This window comes from Streptomyces sp. NBC_01622 (assembly GCF_045209635.1).
Lineage (GTDB): Bacteria > Actinomycetota > Actinomycetes > Streptomycetales > Streptomycetaceae > Streptomyces.
Genome location: NZ_CP109293.1, coordinates 3,170,301 through 3,186,976, shown reverse-complemented (window position 1 = coordinate 3,186,976; position 16,676 = coordinate 3,170,301). Strand labels below are relative to the sequence as shown.

The following is a 16,676-nucleotide window of genomic DNA, read 5'->3' as shown; positions in this document are numbered from 1 at the left end:
GCTTCAGATATGAGCGCTGTCTCCCGTTCCGAAAAGCCGGCCGGCCGGTTCCGGCGCATGCTCGACCGGCTGTCCTCCTCTCAGGAGGACCTGGAGTCCGAGGAGCTGCGTGAGGACTCCGAGACCGAGGGTTGTGTCCGGATCGGCGACTGTCACGACCGACAGATCGTGACGGTTACTGGTACCTTGCGCACGGTCACGCTGCGCCCCCGGGCGGGAGTCCCGGCCCTGGAGGCCGAGCTGTTCGACGGCTCCGCCGCCCTGGACGTGGTGTGGCTCGGCAGGCGTTCCATCGTGGGCATAGAACCGGGGCGCAAGCTGATCGCGTCCGGCCGGATCTCCATGAGCAGAGGCCGCCGGGTGCTCTTCAACCCGAAATACGAACTGAGACCCCTCGGACGGGAGTAGCCGGTGACGTCGCTCGACAAGCCGACCACAGAGACCGTGGACGCCGAAGACAGCGAGCAGGATGTCCGGGCGGTGACCGAGGCGGCCCTCTTCGAGGCGTTCGGCGGGCTGCGCGGCATGATCGAAACGGTCCTGCCCGGTCTCCTCTTCGTCACCATCTTCACGATCAACAAGGACCTGCACTGGTCGGCGATCGCCGCCCTCGCCGTGTCCCTGGTCCTGGTCGTGGTCCGCCTGGTGACGCGCGACACCGTCAAGCATGCCTTCAGCGGTGTCTTCGGCGTGGCCTTCGGTGTCGTCTTCGCGATGATGACGGGCAACGCCAAGAACTTCTACCTCCCCGGCATGCTCTACACACTGGGTCTGGCGCTGGCGTACATCATCACGACCCTCGCGGGCGTCCCGCTGATCGGCCTGATCCTCGGCCCGGTCTTCAAGGAGAACCTCTCCTGGCGCACCCGCAACCCCGGCCGCAAGAAGGCCTACGCCAAGGCCAGTTGGGCCTGGGGCCTGATCCTGCTCGCCAAGTGCGCGATCCTCTTCCCGCTCTACTGGTGGGCCAACACCGCCCAACTCGGCTGGGTCCTGGTCGCGTTGAAGATCCCGCCCTTCCTCCTCGCCGTCTGGCTCACCTGGGTCTTCCTCGCGAAGGCGCCCGCGCCCATCGACGTGTTCGCGGAGATGGAGGCGGAGGAACAGGCCGAGAAGGAACGCAAGGCGGCGGCTGCTACGGCGGAGGGCCGGCACCGGCGGGACGCGTAGTTTCCGCTACGGCGAAGAGGGCGCCCTGAGATCTCAGAGCGCCCTCTTCGCCGTAGAACCGGGCTAGCTCGCCGCGTCCTCCCGGCGCACCGACAGCAGGTCCTCCAGCTGCTCCTCGCGCGCCTGAGCCGCCACGAACAACAGCTCGTCGCCGGCCTCCAGGGAGTCCTCCCGGGACGGGGTCAGGACGCGGGTGCCTCGGATGATCGTGACCAGAGAGGTGTCCTCGGGCCACTCCACGTCGCCGACCTGGGTGCCGGCCAGGGCCGATTCCTCCGGCAACGTCAGCTCCACCAGGTTCGCGTCGCCGTGGCTGAAGCGGAGGAGGCGGACCAGGTCGCCGACCGAGACCGCTTCCTCGACCAGGGCCGACATCAGGCGGGGGGTGGAGACGGCCACGTCGACGCCCCAGGACTCGTTGAAGAGCCATTCGTTCTTGGGGTTGTTGACGCGGGCGACGACGCGCGGGACGCCGTACTCCGTCTTCGCGAGGAGGGAGACGACGAGGTTGACCTTGTCGTCTCCCGTCGCGGCGATCACCACGTTGCAGCGCTGGAGCGCCGCCTCGTCCAGGGACGTGATCTCGCAGGCGTCGGCCAGCAGCCACTCCGCCTGAGGGACCCGCTCGACCGAGATCGCGGTCGGGGTCTTGTCGATGAGAAGGATCTCGTGACCGTTCTCCAACAGCTCGCCGGCGATCGAACGTCCGACCGCGCCGGCTCCGGCAATGGCGACCCTCATCAGTGACCGCCCTCCTCTTCGGGACCCTTGGCGAACGCCGCCTCGACCTTGTCGACCTCGTCCGTACGCATCATCACGTGCACGAGGTCGCCCTCCTGCAACACGGTCTGCGAAGAGGGCAGCATCGCCTCGCCGAGACGGGTGAGGAACGCCACGCGGACGCCCGTCTCCTCCTGCAACTTGCTGATCCGCTGGCCGACCCAGGCGGCCGAGGCGTGCACCTCGGCGAGCTGGACACCGCCGGTGGGGTCCCGCCACAGCGGCTCCGCGCCCGAGGGCAGCAGCCGGCGCAGCATCTGGTCGGCGGTCCAGCGGACCGTGGCGACGGTGGGGATGCCCAGGCGCTGGTAGACCTCGGCACGGCGGGGGTCGTAGATACGGGCCGCGACATTCTCGACGCCGAACATCTCGCGGGCCACCCGCGCGGAGATGATGTTCGAGTTGTCACCGCTGGAGACGGCCGCGAACGCGCCCGCCTCCTCGATGCCCGCTTCACGCAGCGTGTCCTGGTCGAAGCCGACCCCGGTGACCCGGCGGCCGCCGAATCCCGGGCCCAGCCGACGGAAGGCGGTGGGGTCCTGGTCGATCACGGCGACCGTGTGCCCCTGTTGCTCCAGGGTCTGGGCGAGAGCGGAACCCACTCTGCCGCAGCCCATGATGACGATGTGCACGACCGTCCTTCCGGTGTCCTGAAATCAATGCTCAGCCCCATCAGGGTCTCAGACCGAGGCCAAAGTACACACGTCCGGCCCTTCCGGGGCACCCCTGTGCGTCAGCGGCGCCCGATGCTGCGCACACTGGCCAGGGTGAGGATTCCGAGGCCGACCAGGGCGGCGAGGGCGCCGATCAGCTCTGCGGTCGAGGGCATGGAACCTCCAAGGGGCGGGCGGGAGCGGGGTTTTGTCATATAGACACGGAGTCGCCACTCCCGACGGAATCCGCAACTCCACTCGTCCCCGATTTCACCCGTGAGGCAGATGACAGGGCTCAGGCAGGTGGCGAGTAGAGGATCGCCTGTTCGAAGGCCTACGATCCTCTGTTGTGTCCAAACTGACCGACGTGCCCAAGCGCATCCTCATCGGGCGCGCGCTGCGCAGCGACCGGTTGGGCGAAACGCTCCTGCCGAAGCGCATCGCACTCCCCGTCTTCGCTTCCGACCCGCTGTCCTCCGTGGCCTACGCGCCCGGCGAGGTGCTGCTGGTCCTCTCCATCGCGGGCGTGTCGGCGTACCACTTCAGCCCCTGGATCGCGCTCGCGGTCGTGGTGCTGATGTTCACGGTGGTCGCCTCCTACCGGCAGAACGTCCACGCCTACCCCAGCGGCGGCGGCGACTACGAGGTGGCCACCACCAACCTCGGCCCCAAGGCCGGCCTCACCGTCGCCAGCGCCCTGCTCGTCGACTACGTCCTCACCGTCGCCGTCTCGATCGCCTCCGGCATCGAGAACCTCGGCTCGGCGGTCCCGTTCGTGGTCGAGCACAAGGTGATCTGCGCGGTCGTTGTCGTGGTGCTGCTCACCCTGATGAACCTGCGCGGGGTGAAGGAGTCCGGCTCGCTGTTCGCGATCCCGACGTACGTCTTCGTCGCGGGCGTCTTCATCATGATCGCGTGGGGCGCCTTCCGCGGACTCGTCCTCGGCGACACCATGCGGGCGCCGACCGCCGACTACCACATCAAGGCCGAGCACCAGGGCCTGGCGGGCTTCGCGCTGGTCTTCCTCCTGCTGCGCGCCTTCTCCTCCGGCTGTGCCGCCCTCACCGGCGTCGAGGCGATCTCCAACGGCGTCCCGGCCTTCCGCAAGCCCAAGTCGAAGAACGCGGCGACCACCCTCGCGGCGATGGGCCTGCTGGCCGTCACGATGTTCTGCGGGATCATCGCGCTGGCCATGACCACCAAGGTCCGCATGGCCGAGAACCCGGCCACCGACCTGATCCACAACGGCGTCGCCATCGGCTCCGGCTATGTCCAGAACCCGGTGATCTCCCAGGTCGCCGAGGCCGTGTTCGGCAAGGGCAGCTTCCTGTTCGTCGTCCTGGCCGCGGCCACCGCGCTGGTCCTGTTCCTGGCCGCCAACACCGCCTACAACGGCTTCCCCCTCCTCGGCTCGATCCTCGCCCAGGACCGCTACCTCCCGCGCCAGCTGCACACCCGCGGCGACCGCCTGGCCTTCTCCAACGGCATCGTGCTGCTCGCCGGCACCGCCACCCTGCTGATCGCGATCTACGGCGCCGACTCGACCCGCCTGATCCAGCTCTACATCGTGGGCGTGTTCGTCTCCTTCACCCTCAGCCAGACCGGCATGGTCCGGCACTGGAACCGCCACCTCGCCACCGAGAAGGACCAGGCCAAGCGCCGCCACATGGTCCGCTCGCGCGCGATCAACGCGTTCGGCGCGTTCTTCACCGGCCTGGTGCTGGTCGTCGTCCTGGTCACGAAGTTCACCCACGGCGCCTGGGTGGCGCTGCTCGGCATGTGCATCTTCTACGCCACGATGACCGCGATCCGTAAGCACTACGACCGGGTCGCCGAGGAGATCGCGGCCCCCGAGGGTCCCAGTGACGACAGCCTCCGCCCGTCCCGCGTGCACTCGGTCGTCCTGATCTCCAAGATCCACCGCCCGGCGCTGCGGGCCCTGGCCTACGCCAAGCTGATGCGCTCGGACACCCTGGAGGCGCTCAGCGTCAACGTGGACCCGGCCGAGACCAAGGCACTGCGCGAGGAGTGGGAACGGCGCGGGATCGACGTACCGCTGAAGGTGCTCGACTCGCCGTACCGCGAGATCACCCGGCCGATCATCGAGTACGTGAAGGGGCTGCGGAAGGAGTCGCCGCGCGACGCGGTGTCCGTGATCATCCCCGAGTACGTCGTAGGCCACTGGTACGAGCACCTGTTGCACAACCAGAGCGCGCTCAGGCTGAAGGGCCGGCTGCTGTTCACGCCGGGCGTGATGGTGACGTCGGTGCCGTACCAGCTGGAGTCCTCCGAGGCGGCGAAGATCCGGGCGCGGAAGCGGCAGGAGTGGAGTGCGCCGGGTGCGGTGCGGCGAGGGCCGGCTGAGGAGCGGCACAAGGAGTCCTCGGACACCAAGGGCTGAGGGCCGACGGTCACGGTCGACGGTTTCGACGGTCCGCTTTGTGGTGAGCGGTCGGGCAGGGCCCACGTAGACTGGTGGGCTGTTGTCCGGCCGTTCCCCCTTTGACGTTGTGGAGTCACCCCGCCATGCAGGCAGAACCGAAGAAATCGCTGGTGGGGGAGGAGTACGAGGTCGAGGTCGGCCCCGTCGCCCATGGCGGGCACTGCATCGCCCGTACCGCCGAGGGCCAGGTGCTGTTCGTCCGGCACACGCTGCCCGGTGAGCGCGTGATCGCGCGGGTCACCGACGGCGAGGAGGGCGCGCGGTTCCTGCGGGCCGACGCCGTGACGATCCTGGAGGAGTCCAAGGACCGCGTCGAGGCGCCCTGTCCCTACGCAGGACCCGGCCGCTGCGGCGGCTGCGACTGGCAGCACGCCAAGCCGGGTGCCCAGCGCCGCCTCAAGGGCGAGGTCATCGCCGAGCAGCTTCAGCGGCTCGCGGGCCTCACGCCCGAGGAGGCCGGCTGGGACGGCACGGTGATGCCGGCCGAGGGCGACAAGCTGCCCGCCGGCCAGGTCCCGCAGTGGCGCACACGCGTCCAGTACGCGGTGGACGTCGACGGCAACGCCGGTCTGCGCAAGCACCGTTCGCACGAGGTCGAGCCCATCGAGCACTGCATGATCGCGGCGCCGGGCGTCAGCGAGCTGGGCATCGAGGAGCGCGACTGGTCCGGCATGGCCTCGGTCGACGCGATCGCGGCGACGGGTTCCCAGGACCGCATGGTCATCCTGGAACCGCGCCCCGGCGCCCGCCTCCCCCTGGTCGAACTGGACCGCCCCGTCTCGGTGATGCGCGTCGAGGAGCACGACGGCGGCATCCACCGCGTCCACGGCCGCGCGTTCGTGCGCGAGCGGGCCGACGGCCGTACGTACCGTGTCGGCAGCGGCGGTTTCTGGCAGGTCCACCCGATGGCCGCGGACACCCTCGTCAAGGCGGTCATGCAGGGCCTGCTCCCGCGCAAGGGCGACATGGCCCTCGACCTGTACTGCGGCGTCGGCCTCTTCGCGGGCGCCCTCGCCGACCGCCTCGGCGACAAGGGCGCGGTCCTCGGCATCGAGTCCGGCAAGCGGGCCGTCGAGGACGCGCGGCACAATCTCGCCGGGTTCGAGCGGGTGCGGATCGAGCAGGGCAAGGTCGAGAGTGTGCTTCCGCGTACGGGGATCACGGAGGTCGACCTGATCGTCCTCGACCCGCCGCGCTCCGGGGCCGGCAAGAAGACCGTGGAGCACCTGTCGTCACTGGGGGCGCGGAAGATCGCGTACGTGGCGTGCGATCCGGCGGCGCTGGCACGGGACTTGGGGTATTTCCGGGACGGGGGGTATCGGGTGCGGACGTTGCGGGCGTTCGATCTGTTTCCTATGACTCATCATGTGGAGTGTGTGGCGACTCTGGAGCCAGTCGGAAAGGATCGCTGACCTGCAGTTTTCCTAGGTTGCTCAGGCGCGTCCGGGTGCGCTCGACGTGTTCCCCGAAATACACGGCGTGGAACGTGTCCTGGTGCCGGGGAGTGGGTTTGACCTGCGGCTTCGTGGGGGCGTTTCGCGAGGTGATGGACGCGTTCTCCTCGTCCATGGGGGCGTATGAGGTACCGTCCTGACGCTCATTTGACACTGTTTCCGACGGAGCGTCAGGTGGGTGGGTCTGCTCCAGCCGTGCGTGGGAAGAGGGGGCGTGTATCTGAGCGTCATTGAACGGTACGAGGGTGAGGCAGGTCGTCACCCGCTGCAGGGCATGGGTTGCGATCCACCGGCCGCCTCCATGGCGGCGGCCCGTCGCCGTCAGCTGACGAGAAGGAGGCAGCCAGGTCCTGGCGGAGCCTTATGGGTCACCGCACCTGCTGTTCCGCCCCCTGCCGACGGCCTAGGAGGACAGGGACTGTGTCGCCGTAGGCGCGACGCCATCCACTCGTCCTGCGAGCCACGCCGCTGAAGGGCCGAGCTTTCGAGGCCCCGTCAACTCGAAGCGTGCCCTCTGTGGAGTGTGTCGGCCGTGTGGTCGCCAACGCGGGGCGAGGGAAGGGCGGCCCGCACCGTCTCGCGCCGTAACGCCTGCGCGATGGCGCGCGCTTCGATGCCCGCCTGTCGAAGGACACCCGTGAGGGGATTGGTGTATCCGGCGAAGTACAGGCGCGAGGCTTCGGGATGGGTCTGTGCCCCTACGACGAGGGGTTGCCCGTCCTCGTCGAGTACGCCCAGGGACCCGACCAGGTTGTGCAGGTTGGGCTGGTACCCGGTGGCGGCGATGACTGTGTCGGGTTGCAGTCGGGTGCCGTCGGCCAGTAACACGTCGGGGCCGTCGAACGCCTGGACGGCTGCGGCCGGCTCGACCCGCCCGGACCGGACGGCGTCCACGAAGCCGTGGTCGAGCACCGGGTTGACCCCTTCGCGGGCATTGCGGGTGTACAGGCCCGTGCGGGGCCGCGGCAGTCCCCGTGAGGTCAGGTCGGGCACCGCGAGACGTTGCATGAGCAGGGAGGCGTGGTCGCGCCACGCGAGCGGGATGGCCTCCGTCAGCCGGCCGGCCGCGTGCCATCGGGCGCTGGAGCGGGGCAGGATGTTGGGTGGGGTACGGACCGCGATCCGTACCCGTTCGGCTCCCGCCCCGGCGAGGACGCTCGCGATCTCGGTACCGCTGTTACCGGCGCCGACCACCAGGACGTCCCGCCCGCGGTAGGGGGCCGGAGAGCGGTAGTGGGCCGAGTGGAGCAGCGTGCCGGTGAAGGTCGAACGTCCGGGCCAGTCGGGGACGTTCGGGGTGTGGCAGCGGCCGGTGGCCACCACGACCGCGCCAGTGGGCACCGGACCGTCGGGGGTATGGACCAGCCACTGTGCTTTCGAACCCGGCTCGGCCCGCTCGATGCGCTGCACCGGGGTGGCCACCCGGACGTCGAGCCGATGATGGACGACGTAGCCCTCCAGGTAGCGCACGTAGTCGTCCCGGCTCACCCACCGGCCCGCCTGGCGCGGCACCGACAGGCCGGGGAGTTTCGACGTGCTGGGAGTGGTATGCAGGCGCAGATGGTCATAGCGCTGCGCCCAGCTCGCTCCCACGCGGTCCGACCGTTCCAGGATCACGGCCGGCTCTCCGGAGCGGTTCAGTACCGCGGCGGCCGCCAGGCCGTGGGGGCCGGCTCCGATCACGACCGTGGGAGCGCTGAGGTTTTGCTGTGGTGTCGAGGGCATCGCCTCCTACAACGGCGGACCGCGGAGCGGGTCACGCTCGACGGGGAGGCGCAAAGCCTGTGGAGTGGTGTTGTCGGCTGCTCAACGGAACAGCGGGTGGCTGCCGTTACACCAGCGGTATGGACTCGTTGGACACCGGGCAGCAGCGCGCCGCCTCGCGCGGTGGATCGGTCCGTCGAGGGCCGGACCGTCCGGGTGGGGCGCGGCTGAGGGGTCATGAGCCGGGCAGGCCAGGGGACATGAGCCCGCGCGGCCTCGGCCTCTGCGGTGGGCTCCGGGTCGGCTCGCTACACCTGTCCGTTCTTTCGAGGGGCTCATGTGCAGGCAACAACGACGCGCCACCGGCCACGGCTGCGGATCAGTGGAGTCTGCAAGGCGTACGGCGGCAGGCAGGTCCTGCGCGATGTGGATCTTGACGTGTCTGCCGGGATGCTGGTGGGAGTCGTCGGCGAGAACGGTGCGGGCAAGAGCACTCTGCTGCAGATCGCCGTGGGGCACCTTGTGCCCGATCGCGGAACGGTGACACGGGCCGGGGCGGTGGGGTACTGCCCACAACAGGCGGTGCTCAACGATGCGTTCACCGTCGGACAGCATCTGCGGTTGTTCCAGATGGCCTATCGGTTGCCGACGCTGGAGCGCGCCGGCGAGCTGATGGAGCTGCTTGCGCTGACCGGTTGCCGACGACGGCAGGTCGGCGAGCTCAGTGGTGGAACGCGACAGAAGCTGAACCTGCTGATCGCTCTCATGCACGATCCGCAGTTGCTGGTTTTGGACGAGCCCTACCAGGGTTTCGACTGGGACACTCATCAGCGGTTCTGGGCGCTGGCCGCCGATCTGCGTGATCAGGGCCGGTCGATCATCGTGGTTTCGCACCTGCTGCACGACCTGCACCACTTCGATGCGATCGCTCATCTGCGCCAAGGGCGTCTGCACTTCGAGGAGACCGACCGTTGAGGCTCTCCTGGATGGCATTCATCGAACTGCTGTGCTGCACTCTTCGGGGCCACCTGCGCAACCGGCTGGCCCTGGTTCTGGCGGTCGCGTTCATCCCCATCTGGATTTTCGTGGCGCGCTTGTGCACCTCCGACCAAGTGGTGCGTATCTGGCTGGACGCCATCAGCGGCCCCGTCTCCGCTCCGGCCAGCCAGGTGGGCCAGGTGGCCAGCGCGCTGGGCGCCATCACCATGGTCGCCGGCTTCATCACCTTCACCGAGACCTTCCAATCGCGGGAGACGGACCGCCGTCTGCTGCTGGCCGGGTACCCCCGGCTGCCGATACTGCTGGCCAAACTTGCTGCCGTCGCCCTCACCGCCGCCCTGCTGGCCCTCTACACCACGATCCTTCTGTGGGTCTCTCTGCCCGTACGCCACGCAGCACCCCTGGCGCTGGCGCTTGCGGGCGCTGGTCTTGCCTACGGCGGCATCGGCCTGCTGCTCGGTTCTCTGGTGCGCGGCGAGCTGGAGGGCTTCTTCCTGATCATCATGCTCAGCCTGGTCGACACCGGCCTGCAGAATCCCGTCTTCAACACGCTCATGGATGTGGCGGGCGTGTCCGCGCTCCCTCTGTACGGCGTGAACCAGCTGGCGCTGAGCTCAGCCCTGACCCCGCACATTCCCTGGTCCCACGGCCTGCTCTCCCTCACCTGGTCCGCAGCGACCGGCGCCCTGGCCCTGCTCGTTCTGCATACCCACCGCCCTTCCCGCTCCCCGTGGTCCCGCAGGACGAGAGCCCATGCAGGGTGATCACGGTGCGGATGGTCCTGCGGGACCCTGCTTGGCCCGAGGACTGTCCCATCAGCGGTGTGAGCAGGGTTGCCGGTGGCGGCTCACCCCTCGTCCGCGATATGTGCGCGCGGCACTACGCGTCATTACTCCTGTGCGACAGGGGGTGTGCGCAGGGCGATCACGGCGACGGCGTCGGTGTCGCTTGGGCGGACCTGGGCCAGCAGGGAGTCGCAGAAGGAGTCCAGGGAGCGGTGCCTCGACGTCGACCAGTACGGTGCGTAGGTGCAGCCCTTGCGGATCCCTGTGCCCCCGCAGCTCGGCGCCGAGGGGCACCAGGTCCAGGGGCACTCCGTCCCCGCGGCATCGACGCCCCTCCCGTGCGTGGCAGCCCGGGCGGGGCGTCGGGCTGGTCAGGCCGGGGCCTTGTGGATCTTCCAGCCGGCGACGGTGGAGTTGCTGCGGTTGTAGCAGCCGTTGGTGCACACGTCGTACTTGCCGCCGGCGTTCTTCTGGTCGGTGGTGGCGTGGTTGTTGGTGTCGAGGTAGCCGCCCTGCCAGTTGTTGTAGCCGTTCTGCAGATGGATCCGGTCGCCGTACTTGAGCTCGTTCGACACGTGTGTCCCTTCACCTACTGGAGATCCTGTCCCGCCTGGGCCACCGGGGCACCAATCCCCGCTGACCGTGATGGGGCGTTCAAGCCCTCGGCACCGCCCCAGGACAGCGCGGGCCGCCGCGCGGCGGTAGGCGACGGGGAGGCAGACACGTCATTCCACGTTGACGCGTTTGTGCAGTGGGCCAGTGTCACCGCACGGGACTGCCACGTGGTGCAAAAGCGGCGGAAACGGTTCCTCTGCAATCTGGAGGCCAGGCGGAACGGCGGAAAAGGGGGTGCCTGTCCCTCCCCGATGGCCACCCTCAGGAGCGGACTGTCGGAGAGCCGTGTTGTCGCTCTCCCTGGTGTCGGTCCAGGCCCCGTTGTGCCGGCTCAGGCGTAGTGGGTGAGGGCGAGGAGGACGAAGATGTCGGTGAGGACGGGGATGGTGTAGCGCAGGGGGCGGGGGGCTGCCTGGTCGGAGACGGAGGTGTAGCCGCCGTCGGGGTTTTGCCGGCTGAGCAGGTAGTGCAGGCCCGCCTGAACGGTGGGGTGGGTGCGGTGGGTGGGGGCAAGCGCGGTGAGGGTGTAGGCGGTGCTCATCGGGTCGCTGGCTTCGCCGGGGGTCCGGCCCCAGCCGCCGTCCGGGTTGGGGGTGACGAGCAGGCGCTGGTGGATGGAGTCGATGGCCGGCGCAAGGCGCCCACGGTGGCCTGCGGGGTTGTGCTGGTGGGCGAGGGTGAGGGCGTTCAGGGCGCGGAGCATGGCGTTGGCTTCGCTCAGGCTCCAGCTGCGTTCGAACGTGCCGTCGGGTTTCTGCGTGTCGAGGAGGTAGCGGGTTGCGCGTTCCAGCAGGTGGGCGTGGGCGAAGTGGTAGGGCTGCAGGGCGGTGATGGTGTTGGCGGTCATGGTCGGCTCGGAGGGCTGGCCGGGCCGGTAGGTGGGTACCCCGCCGTCCTCACCCAGGTGCGTGGTCAGGTTCTGCCGGGCGGCGTGAAGAGGGGCCTGGTATCGCTCGGGATCGAGGGTGTGCAGGAAGGCCAGGACGTGGGCGGTGCTGTCGGTGTCGGTCTGGACGACGTCCTGGGCATAGGCGAAGCCGCCGTTGCCGGCCTGCTGGGCTGTCAGGTAGTCGCCCATCGCGTACAGCACGTGCCGGTCGGCGCCGGCGCGGACCAGGGCGAGGCCGGCGGTGGCGGTGGAGAAGATCTCCTCGCTGGTGATGAAGGGCATGCCGCCGTCGTCGCGGACGGCTTTGGCCAGCGCGGTGATGCCGTCGTCGATGACCCGGTGGCCGGGTGCCGTCCGCTGCAGCGACAGCAGCGCGAACAGGTGCGCGAACACGTTTCCTTCGATGATCCCGCGGGCCTGGCCGCGTTCGGTCATCTTCAGCAGGCGGGTGGTGAGTTCCGGGGCGACGGGGTCGGGCACGTGCAGGTGGTGGAGGGCGATCTGCCGCAGGCGGGTCCAGGTGGCCTCGTTGTGGTGCTCGAACGCGTGGGAGGGGGCGTCGACGTGGAAGGGTTCGGGTCCCACGACGGCGAGGATCGCCTCCAGGGCGAGCTTCTTTCGGTCGGAGGAGTGCTGGGCGGCGCCGGCAAAGGTCTCCTCGATCAGCCGGTGCCGGTCCGCCGGCGCGATGCCGTGCAGGGTGGCGTCGATGACCGCCGTGTCGAAGACGTCGGCGGTCGTGCGGCTGCGCGACAGATAGGTGTGCAGCCGGCTCTGCACCCCGGGCAGGGCCTTCGCCCGGCGCAGCAGGGTCAGCATCAGGGCCGACTCGGTGACCCGGCTGCGGCATTCGCCCGTGACGGCTCCCTGTCCGCCTACCTGGTCCAGCAGCCGCTCGGTCAGCCGCCGGACGACACTGGCCACCGACGTCGCCGGCGCTGTGGGGCGAGTCGACGGCAGATCGCGGGCCGGGCGCGGCGGGGGCACGGGCAGGTGGGTGAGCAGGCTGGTGCGGTCACACACGGGCCAGGAGCGGTGGCGGGCCAGCAGCCTGAGCGCGGGCGTCGGCTCGAAGACCACTGGTCGGCCGACCTGGCTCAGCGACGATACGTCCCCCAGCGAGTTGCCCACCGCCAGTGAACCCGGCCAGTCGATGCGCTCCTCGCCCACCAGATCCTGAGCGGCCGCGTCCTTCCTGCCGCAGACCGTGGCGGCCACGCGTCCGGTGTACAGCCCGTCAGCCGTCTCGAACCGGGTGCCGCGGAAGAGGGGCACGCCCAGCTCACGGGCAAGATGGGCCACCATCTCCTGCGGGCCGCCCGAGATCAGCACCGGCACACAGCCGGCCTCCTTCAACGCCGTGATCAGCGGCCTGGTGAAGTCGAACAGCCGCTCGCGTTGCCGCTGCCACAGATCGGCCATCACCGCCGACACCGCCCGGCACGGCACATCGGTCAGCATCGCGGCGAACAACTCGTGCAACCGCGCCGCCGCCTGCACATCCTCCGCATCCGAATCCGCCTGCGCACGGCGCAGCCGCGCCAGCCGGTCCCGGGGAACGAGCCCCGCCTCGGCCAGCATTCCCGGCAGTGGGCCGGCCAGCGTGCCGGCGATCAAAGTCCCGTCCACATCCAGCACCGCGATACGCATGCCCCGAGCCTCGCGGGTCCGCCACCGCACCAACGCCGATTCCCCGGCCTGTCACCCGATGGAAGACAGCGCCGTCCGCGCTGCCCCAGAGCAGCGGTCGCTCCCAAATCGGACACCTGCCCGCACGCATACTCCACCACCTGGTCGGTAAGCGGCGGCGAGTGGCCATGAACGGATCCTCTGGCCTCACCGTAGCGACTCCGATGCCGGGAACCACAACTGCGCTCGTGTCTGGTCGTTGGTCGCCGTGCGGTCGCGCACAGGGGCGCGAGCCGATGGCGGATTCTGGGAAGTGAGTGGCTGTGGCGATGATTGACCGGGCCTGGCAGCAGCAGGATCGGGGCTGCGTGGTGGTCACAGACGCGAACGGGGGCGTCGGTCCGGCGGCGGTGCTGCGGCCGGCCAGCCCGGTCGCAAGGGGATCGCCACGGCAGGAGGCCAGGAGGCGGCTACGCCGGAATGGTCAATCGTTGGCTGCCCAGATACCCCGAGGGTTCCGGCGGGCAGGACAGGACGCCATGAGCGGCTACAGCCGCATCACGCAGGTCGCCGTCCACCTGCCCGAAGGCGCCGCGAGAGCTGATCTGCCGTCGAAGGCCGACTGCGTGAACACAACCCCGGCCTGCGGGTCCCGGCCGGCTTGCTGCGCAGGCTTTACGGGCTTACAGAGCGCGTCGTCGCCACGGAAGGCGCCCTGCCTACCGACCTCGCTTCCCAAGCCGTCGACCGCGCGCTGGAGCAAGCAGCCCTCGCACCGGGCGAGATCGACCTGTCGCCGTCAAAACGGGACGCCTGCCCGGTCTTCGGCGTTTCCAACGCCTGCAACAGCGTCCTGAACGCCCTGGAGGTAGCCGACGCCTTCATCTGTGCAGGCCGCTACCGAAGGGTCCTCATCGCGTGCGGAGAAACCCTCAGCCGGCTCAGCCGGTGGACACTGCCCGACCCCGCAGCACTACGCACCGGCCTCGCCTCCCTGACCGGAGGCGACATGGGCGCCGCCCTGCTCCTCGAAGCCTCCACTGAACCCGGGATCAGCGCCCACACGCTCATGGCGAACTCGGCCGAACTGGCCGGCCGCCACCTTCTTCAACCCCCACCAGGCCACAGGCAGGCCGCAAGGGCACACCGACCCCGGCCACCTCCGCCTTGCCTGCGTCCACCAGCCGTCGGTCCCCTTCGTCCGCACTTCTGCGAACGCATGGGCGGCCTGTCCGCATTAGTGGGCGAGCGCGTGTGCGTATGCCTCGTCGAGCAGTTTCCGCAGTGTGGAGGTGGTGGGTGCGATGGCGGTGGCGAGCAGTGCCGGACCGCCTGCCAGCGGTGCCAGGACGGCACACCCGTCCTTGGTGCCTTCGCCGAGCAGTATCGGGTCTTGTCGGTGGTCGAGGCGTGGGGCCACGATGAGGAGTTGGCCGACGGCGCGGTGTCCGTTGAGGACGGCCGGGCCGTCCCAGCCGGGTTCGGGGGCCCCGTATGCCGTGTGCTGGTCGAGTAGCGGGCGTCCGGCGCGGTGGACAAGGATCCGGCTGACGAGGTGGCCTGGTTCTTCGCCGGCCCGACCCAGGAGTTGCTCTTCTCGCAGTGTCAGTCGTGCGGTGGCGGCGAGTTCGACGGTGTACGTCTGGTGCAGGTTGCTGCCGGTGGCACTGATCAGCGGCTGCGGCAGCCAGCGCAGGCTGGCGTGCTCCCCTACGGTGAGCCGGACGTCGTAGGTGGCCGCTGAGCTGGTGGGACCACGCAGGGCGAGTGTGGCGGCGGCTGTGGTGACCTCCAGTTCGGCCCGGTCCTCGGCGGTGATGTCGAGGGTGAGCCGGTCGCCGCCCAATGGGGCGCTCATCGCTCCGATGATCCCTACCTTGGCGGAGTTTCCGGCGGTGCGCAGGCGCCGCAGGTGGAAGGGGCCGTCGCTGTGCAGTTGCGGGAGAGTGGTGACGCGTCCGTTGTACGCGGCGCGGATCCGGGCCGTGGCGCGTACGCCGTCCGGGTGTCCGGCGGGCTCCTGGGCACCGAGTGAGGGGGTGTCGGGGCCGGAGATGGTTCGGGCGGTGGCAAGTTGGGAGAAGGGGTTCATGCGGTTGCCCCGGCGCGCCACTGGGTGAGGTGGCCGGTGACCCAGTCGGCGACCTCGCGGATGCCGTCGTCGCAGGTGAGGCTGGTGAAGATGACGGGCAGGTCGCCGCGCTGTCGTTTCGCGTCGATGGCCATGGTGTCCAGGTCGGCGCCGACGTGCGGGGCGAGGTCGGTCTTGTTGATGACGAGGAGGTCGGCGGTGGTGATGCCGGGGCCGCCCTTGCGGGGGATGTCGTCGCCGCTGGCCACGTCGATGACGAAGATCTGCACGTCGACGAGGCCCTTGGAGAAGGTGGCGGTCAGGTTGTCGCCACCGGACTCGATGAGCACGAGGTCGAGGGGGTGGAGGGTCGCTTCGAGGTGTTCGACGGCTTCCAGGTTGGCGGAGATGTCGTCGCGGATCGCGGTGTGGGGGCAGGCGCCGGTCTCGACGGCGGTGATGCGCTCGGGCGGCAGGACGGCTTCGCGCCGCAGGTACTCGGCGTCCTCGCGGGTGTAGATGTCGTTGGTGACGACGGCGATGGGCCAGCGGTCGCGCAGGGTGCGGCAGAGCGCGGCGACGGTCGCGGTCTTGCCGGAGCCGACCGGGCCGCCCAGGCCGACGCGCAGCGCGCGGCGGCTTCCGTCCGCGCGGAGCGGCTCGGCGCTGTGGGTGTGGCGCTGCGGCATGGTCCCGGGGTGATCGAGGTGCACAAGAACTCCAGGTGGGAAGAAGCGGTTTCAGGAGGCGAAGAGCCGGACGGTCCAGGCGGCGTGCTGTTCACCGGTGATGTCCAGCAGCGGCGAGGACGCCGACGGCAGGGCGTCAATGCCCTCGGCCGTGACGCGGTCTGCGGCCTGGGCGGCAGCTGTGGCGACGGCGTCGGTGTCGGAGCTGAGGCGGGCCAGCAGCCCTGAGGCGTCGAGCGGGTCGAGGCTGAGCAGGCGCACTGCCGCGGTGGCCGGGCCGCCGGCGTTCTCGTACGCGGCGGCATAGGCGGCGTCGAGCGGGGTGAGCCCGGCGGCCCGGGCGGCCAGGCCCAGCACGATGGGCTGGTGGGCGCCCTGGGGACGCGCGGCGGCCAGCAGTTCCAGCTCTTCGGACGGGAAGGTGGCACGGGCCGCGCGCATTATCTGCCGGCCGAGCCGACGGGCGACGGCACGCAGCGCTGGGACGGGAGTGCGCGCGTCAGCGGCGTCGTCCAGCAGCAGCGGGTCGACTCCGGCGGCGGCTGCGGCGGCCAGCCCGGCTGCCGTCAGACCGGTGGTGTGCAGACGTCCTCGACAGAACGCCTCCAAACTGTGGGTGTCGTGTACGGCTCCGTGGGCGACGGCGGCTTCGACGCCGCCGGAGTGGGCGTGCCCGCCGGCCGGGAAGCGGCCGTCGGCCAGGAGGAGCAGGGCTGCGCGGCTCATGGGTGAGCGGCTGACCTTTCGCAGGGTCGGATGGTGAGCCGGTGGCCCGGGCGGCACATCGAGCCCGCC

Annotated in this window: 14 protein-coding genes and 1 pseudogene; 7 read left to right on the top strand and 8 right to left on the bottom strand. The window is 69.8% G+C overall.

Annotated elements, in window-relative coordinates:
- Positions 1 to 9 precede the first annotated feature (9 nt).
- Both OH768_RS14175 and OH768_RS14170 read left to right on the top strand, forming a co-directional pair.
- Complete coding sequence (locus OH768_RS14175) at positions 10 to 408, top strand: OB-fold nucleic acid binding domain-containing protein (RefSeq protein WP_019072967.1); 399 nt, start codon at positions 10 to 12, stop codon at positions 406 to 408.
- 3 nt (positions 409 to 411) lie between these two features.
- The gene (locus tag OH768_RS14170; protein ID WP_406453593.1) at positions 412 to 1,170 is read left to right on the top strand and encodes a DUF3159 domain-containing protein; all 759 of its coding nucleotides are present in this window, start codon (positions 412 to 414) and stop codon (positions 1,168 to 1,170) included.
- Positions 1,171 to 1,233: 63 nt separating this feature from the next.
- Here the strand turns inward: OH768_RS14170 and OH768_RS14165 are convergent, their stop codons facing one another.
- Together OH768_RS14165 and OH768_RS14160 are read right to left on the bottom strand one after the other, a co-directional pair.
- Entirely contained in the window at positions 1,234 to 1,911 is a 678-nt protein-coding gene (locus tag OH768_RS14165; RefSeq protein WP_406453591.1) for a potassium channel family protein, read from the bottom strand.
- Positions 1,911 to 2,582 carry a TrkA family potassium uptake protein gene (locus OH768_RS14160; RefSeq protein WP_033283949.1) on the bottom strand — a complete coding sequence of 224 codons (672 nt, stop codon included), beginning with the start codon at positions 2,580 to 2,582 and terminating at the stop codon, positions 1,911 to 1,913. The genes OH768_RS14165 and OH768_RS14160 overlap by 1 nt, the downstream gene beginning before the upstream one ends.
- Before the next feature lie 370 nt (positions 2,583 to 2,952).
- Between OH768_RS14160 and OH768_RS14155 the strand changes: the two genes are divergently transcribed.
- A complete protein-coding gene (locus OH768_RS14155) occupies positions 2,953 to 5,004 on the top strand; it encodes an APC family permease (RefSeq protein ID WP_406453589.1) in 2,052 nt (683 codons plus the stop codon).
- Between the two features lie 125 nt (positions 5,005 to 5,129).
- Positions 5,130 to 6,458, top strand: coding sequence for a class I SAM-dependent RNA methyltransferase (locus OH768_RS14150; protein ID WP_406453587.1), 1,329 nt, complete (start codon positions 5,130 to 5,132; stop codon positions 6,456 to 6,458).
- A 537-nt stretch (positions 6,459 to 6,995) separates the two neighbouring features.
- Here the strand turns inward: OH768_RS14150 and OH768_RS14145 are convergent.
- Entirely contained in the window at positions 6,996 to 8,225 is a 1,230-nt protein-coding gene (locus OH768_RS14145; RefSeq protein ID WP_406453585.1) for a flavin-containing monooxygenase, read from the bottom strand.
- Between the two features lie 318 nt (positions 8,226 to 8,543).
- On the opposite strand from OH768_RS14145, the gene OH768_RS14140 reads away from it, so the two are divergent.
- Both OH768_RS14140 and OH768_RS14135 read left to right on the top strand, forming a co-directional pair.
- Complete coding sequence (locus tag OH768_RS14140) at positions 8,544 to 9,179, top strand: ABC transporter ATP-binding protein (RefSeq protein WP_406453583.1); 636 nt, start codon at positions 8,544 to 8,546, stop codon at positions 9,177 to 9,179.
- An 11-nt stretch (positions 9,180 to 9,190) separates the two neighbouring features.
- Positions 9,191 to 9,967: a hypothetical protein gene (locus OH768_RS14135; RefSeq protein WP_406453581.1), complete on the top strand. Its 777-nt coding sequence runs from the start codon at positions 9,191 to 9,193 to the stop codon at positions 9,965 to 9,967.
- A gap of 392 nt (positions 9,968 to 10,359) precedes the next feature.
- Here the strand turns inward: OH768_RS14135 and OH768_RS14130 are convergent, their stop codons facing one another.
- Entirely contained in the window at positions 10,360 to 10,563 is a 204-nt protein-coding gene (locus OH768_RS14130; RefSeq protein WP_406453579.1) for a hypothetical protein, read from the bottom strand.
- Positions 10,564 to 10,934: 371 nt separating this feature from the next.
- A complete protein-coding gene (locus OH768_RS14125; protein ID WP_406453577.1) occupies positions 10,935 to 13,142 on the bottom strand; it encodes a haloacid dehalogenase-like hydrolase in 2,208 nt (735 codons plus the stop codon).
- A 640-nt stretch (positions 13,143 to 13,782) separates the two neighbouring features.
- Between OH768_RS14125 and OH768_RS14120 the strand changes: the two are divergent.
- A pseudogene (locus OH768_RS14120) lies at positions 13,783 to 14,181 on the top strand (hypothetical protein); the annotation flags it as partial.
- Positions 14,182 to 14,358: 177 nt separating this feature from the next.
- Here OH768_RS14120 and OH768_RS14115 read toward each other — a convergent pair.
- From OH768_RS14115 to OH768_RS14105, 3 genes are read right to left on the bottom strand one after another with little or no spacing between them, the layout of a single operon-like run.
- Positions 14,359 to 15,213 carry an urease accessory protein UreD gene (locus OH768_RS14115; protein ID WP_406453575.1) on the bottom strand — a complete coding sequence of 285 codons (855 nt, stop codon included), beginning with the start codon at positions 15,211 to 15,213 and terminating at the stop codon, positions 14,359 to 14,361.
- Positions 15,210 to 15,905, bottom strand: a complete 696-nt coding sequence (gene ureG, locus OH768_RS14110) for an urease accessory protein UreG (RefSeq protein ID WP_334529961.1) — start codon at positions 15,903 to 15,905, stop codon at positions 15,210 to 15,212. The genes OH768_RS14115 and ureG overlap by 4 nt, the downstream gene beginning before the upstream one ends.
- A 27-nt stretch (positions 15,906 to 15,932) precedes the next feature.
- Positions 15,933 to 16,607 carry an urease accessory protein UreF gene (locus OH768_RS14105; RefSeq protein WP_406453573.1) on the bottom strand — a complete coding sequence of 225 codons (675 nt, stop codon included), beginning with the start codon at positions 16,605 to 16,607 and terminating at the stop codon, positions 15,933 to 15,935.
- Between the last annotated feature and the right edge of the window lie 69 nt (positions 16,608 to 16,676).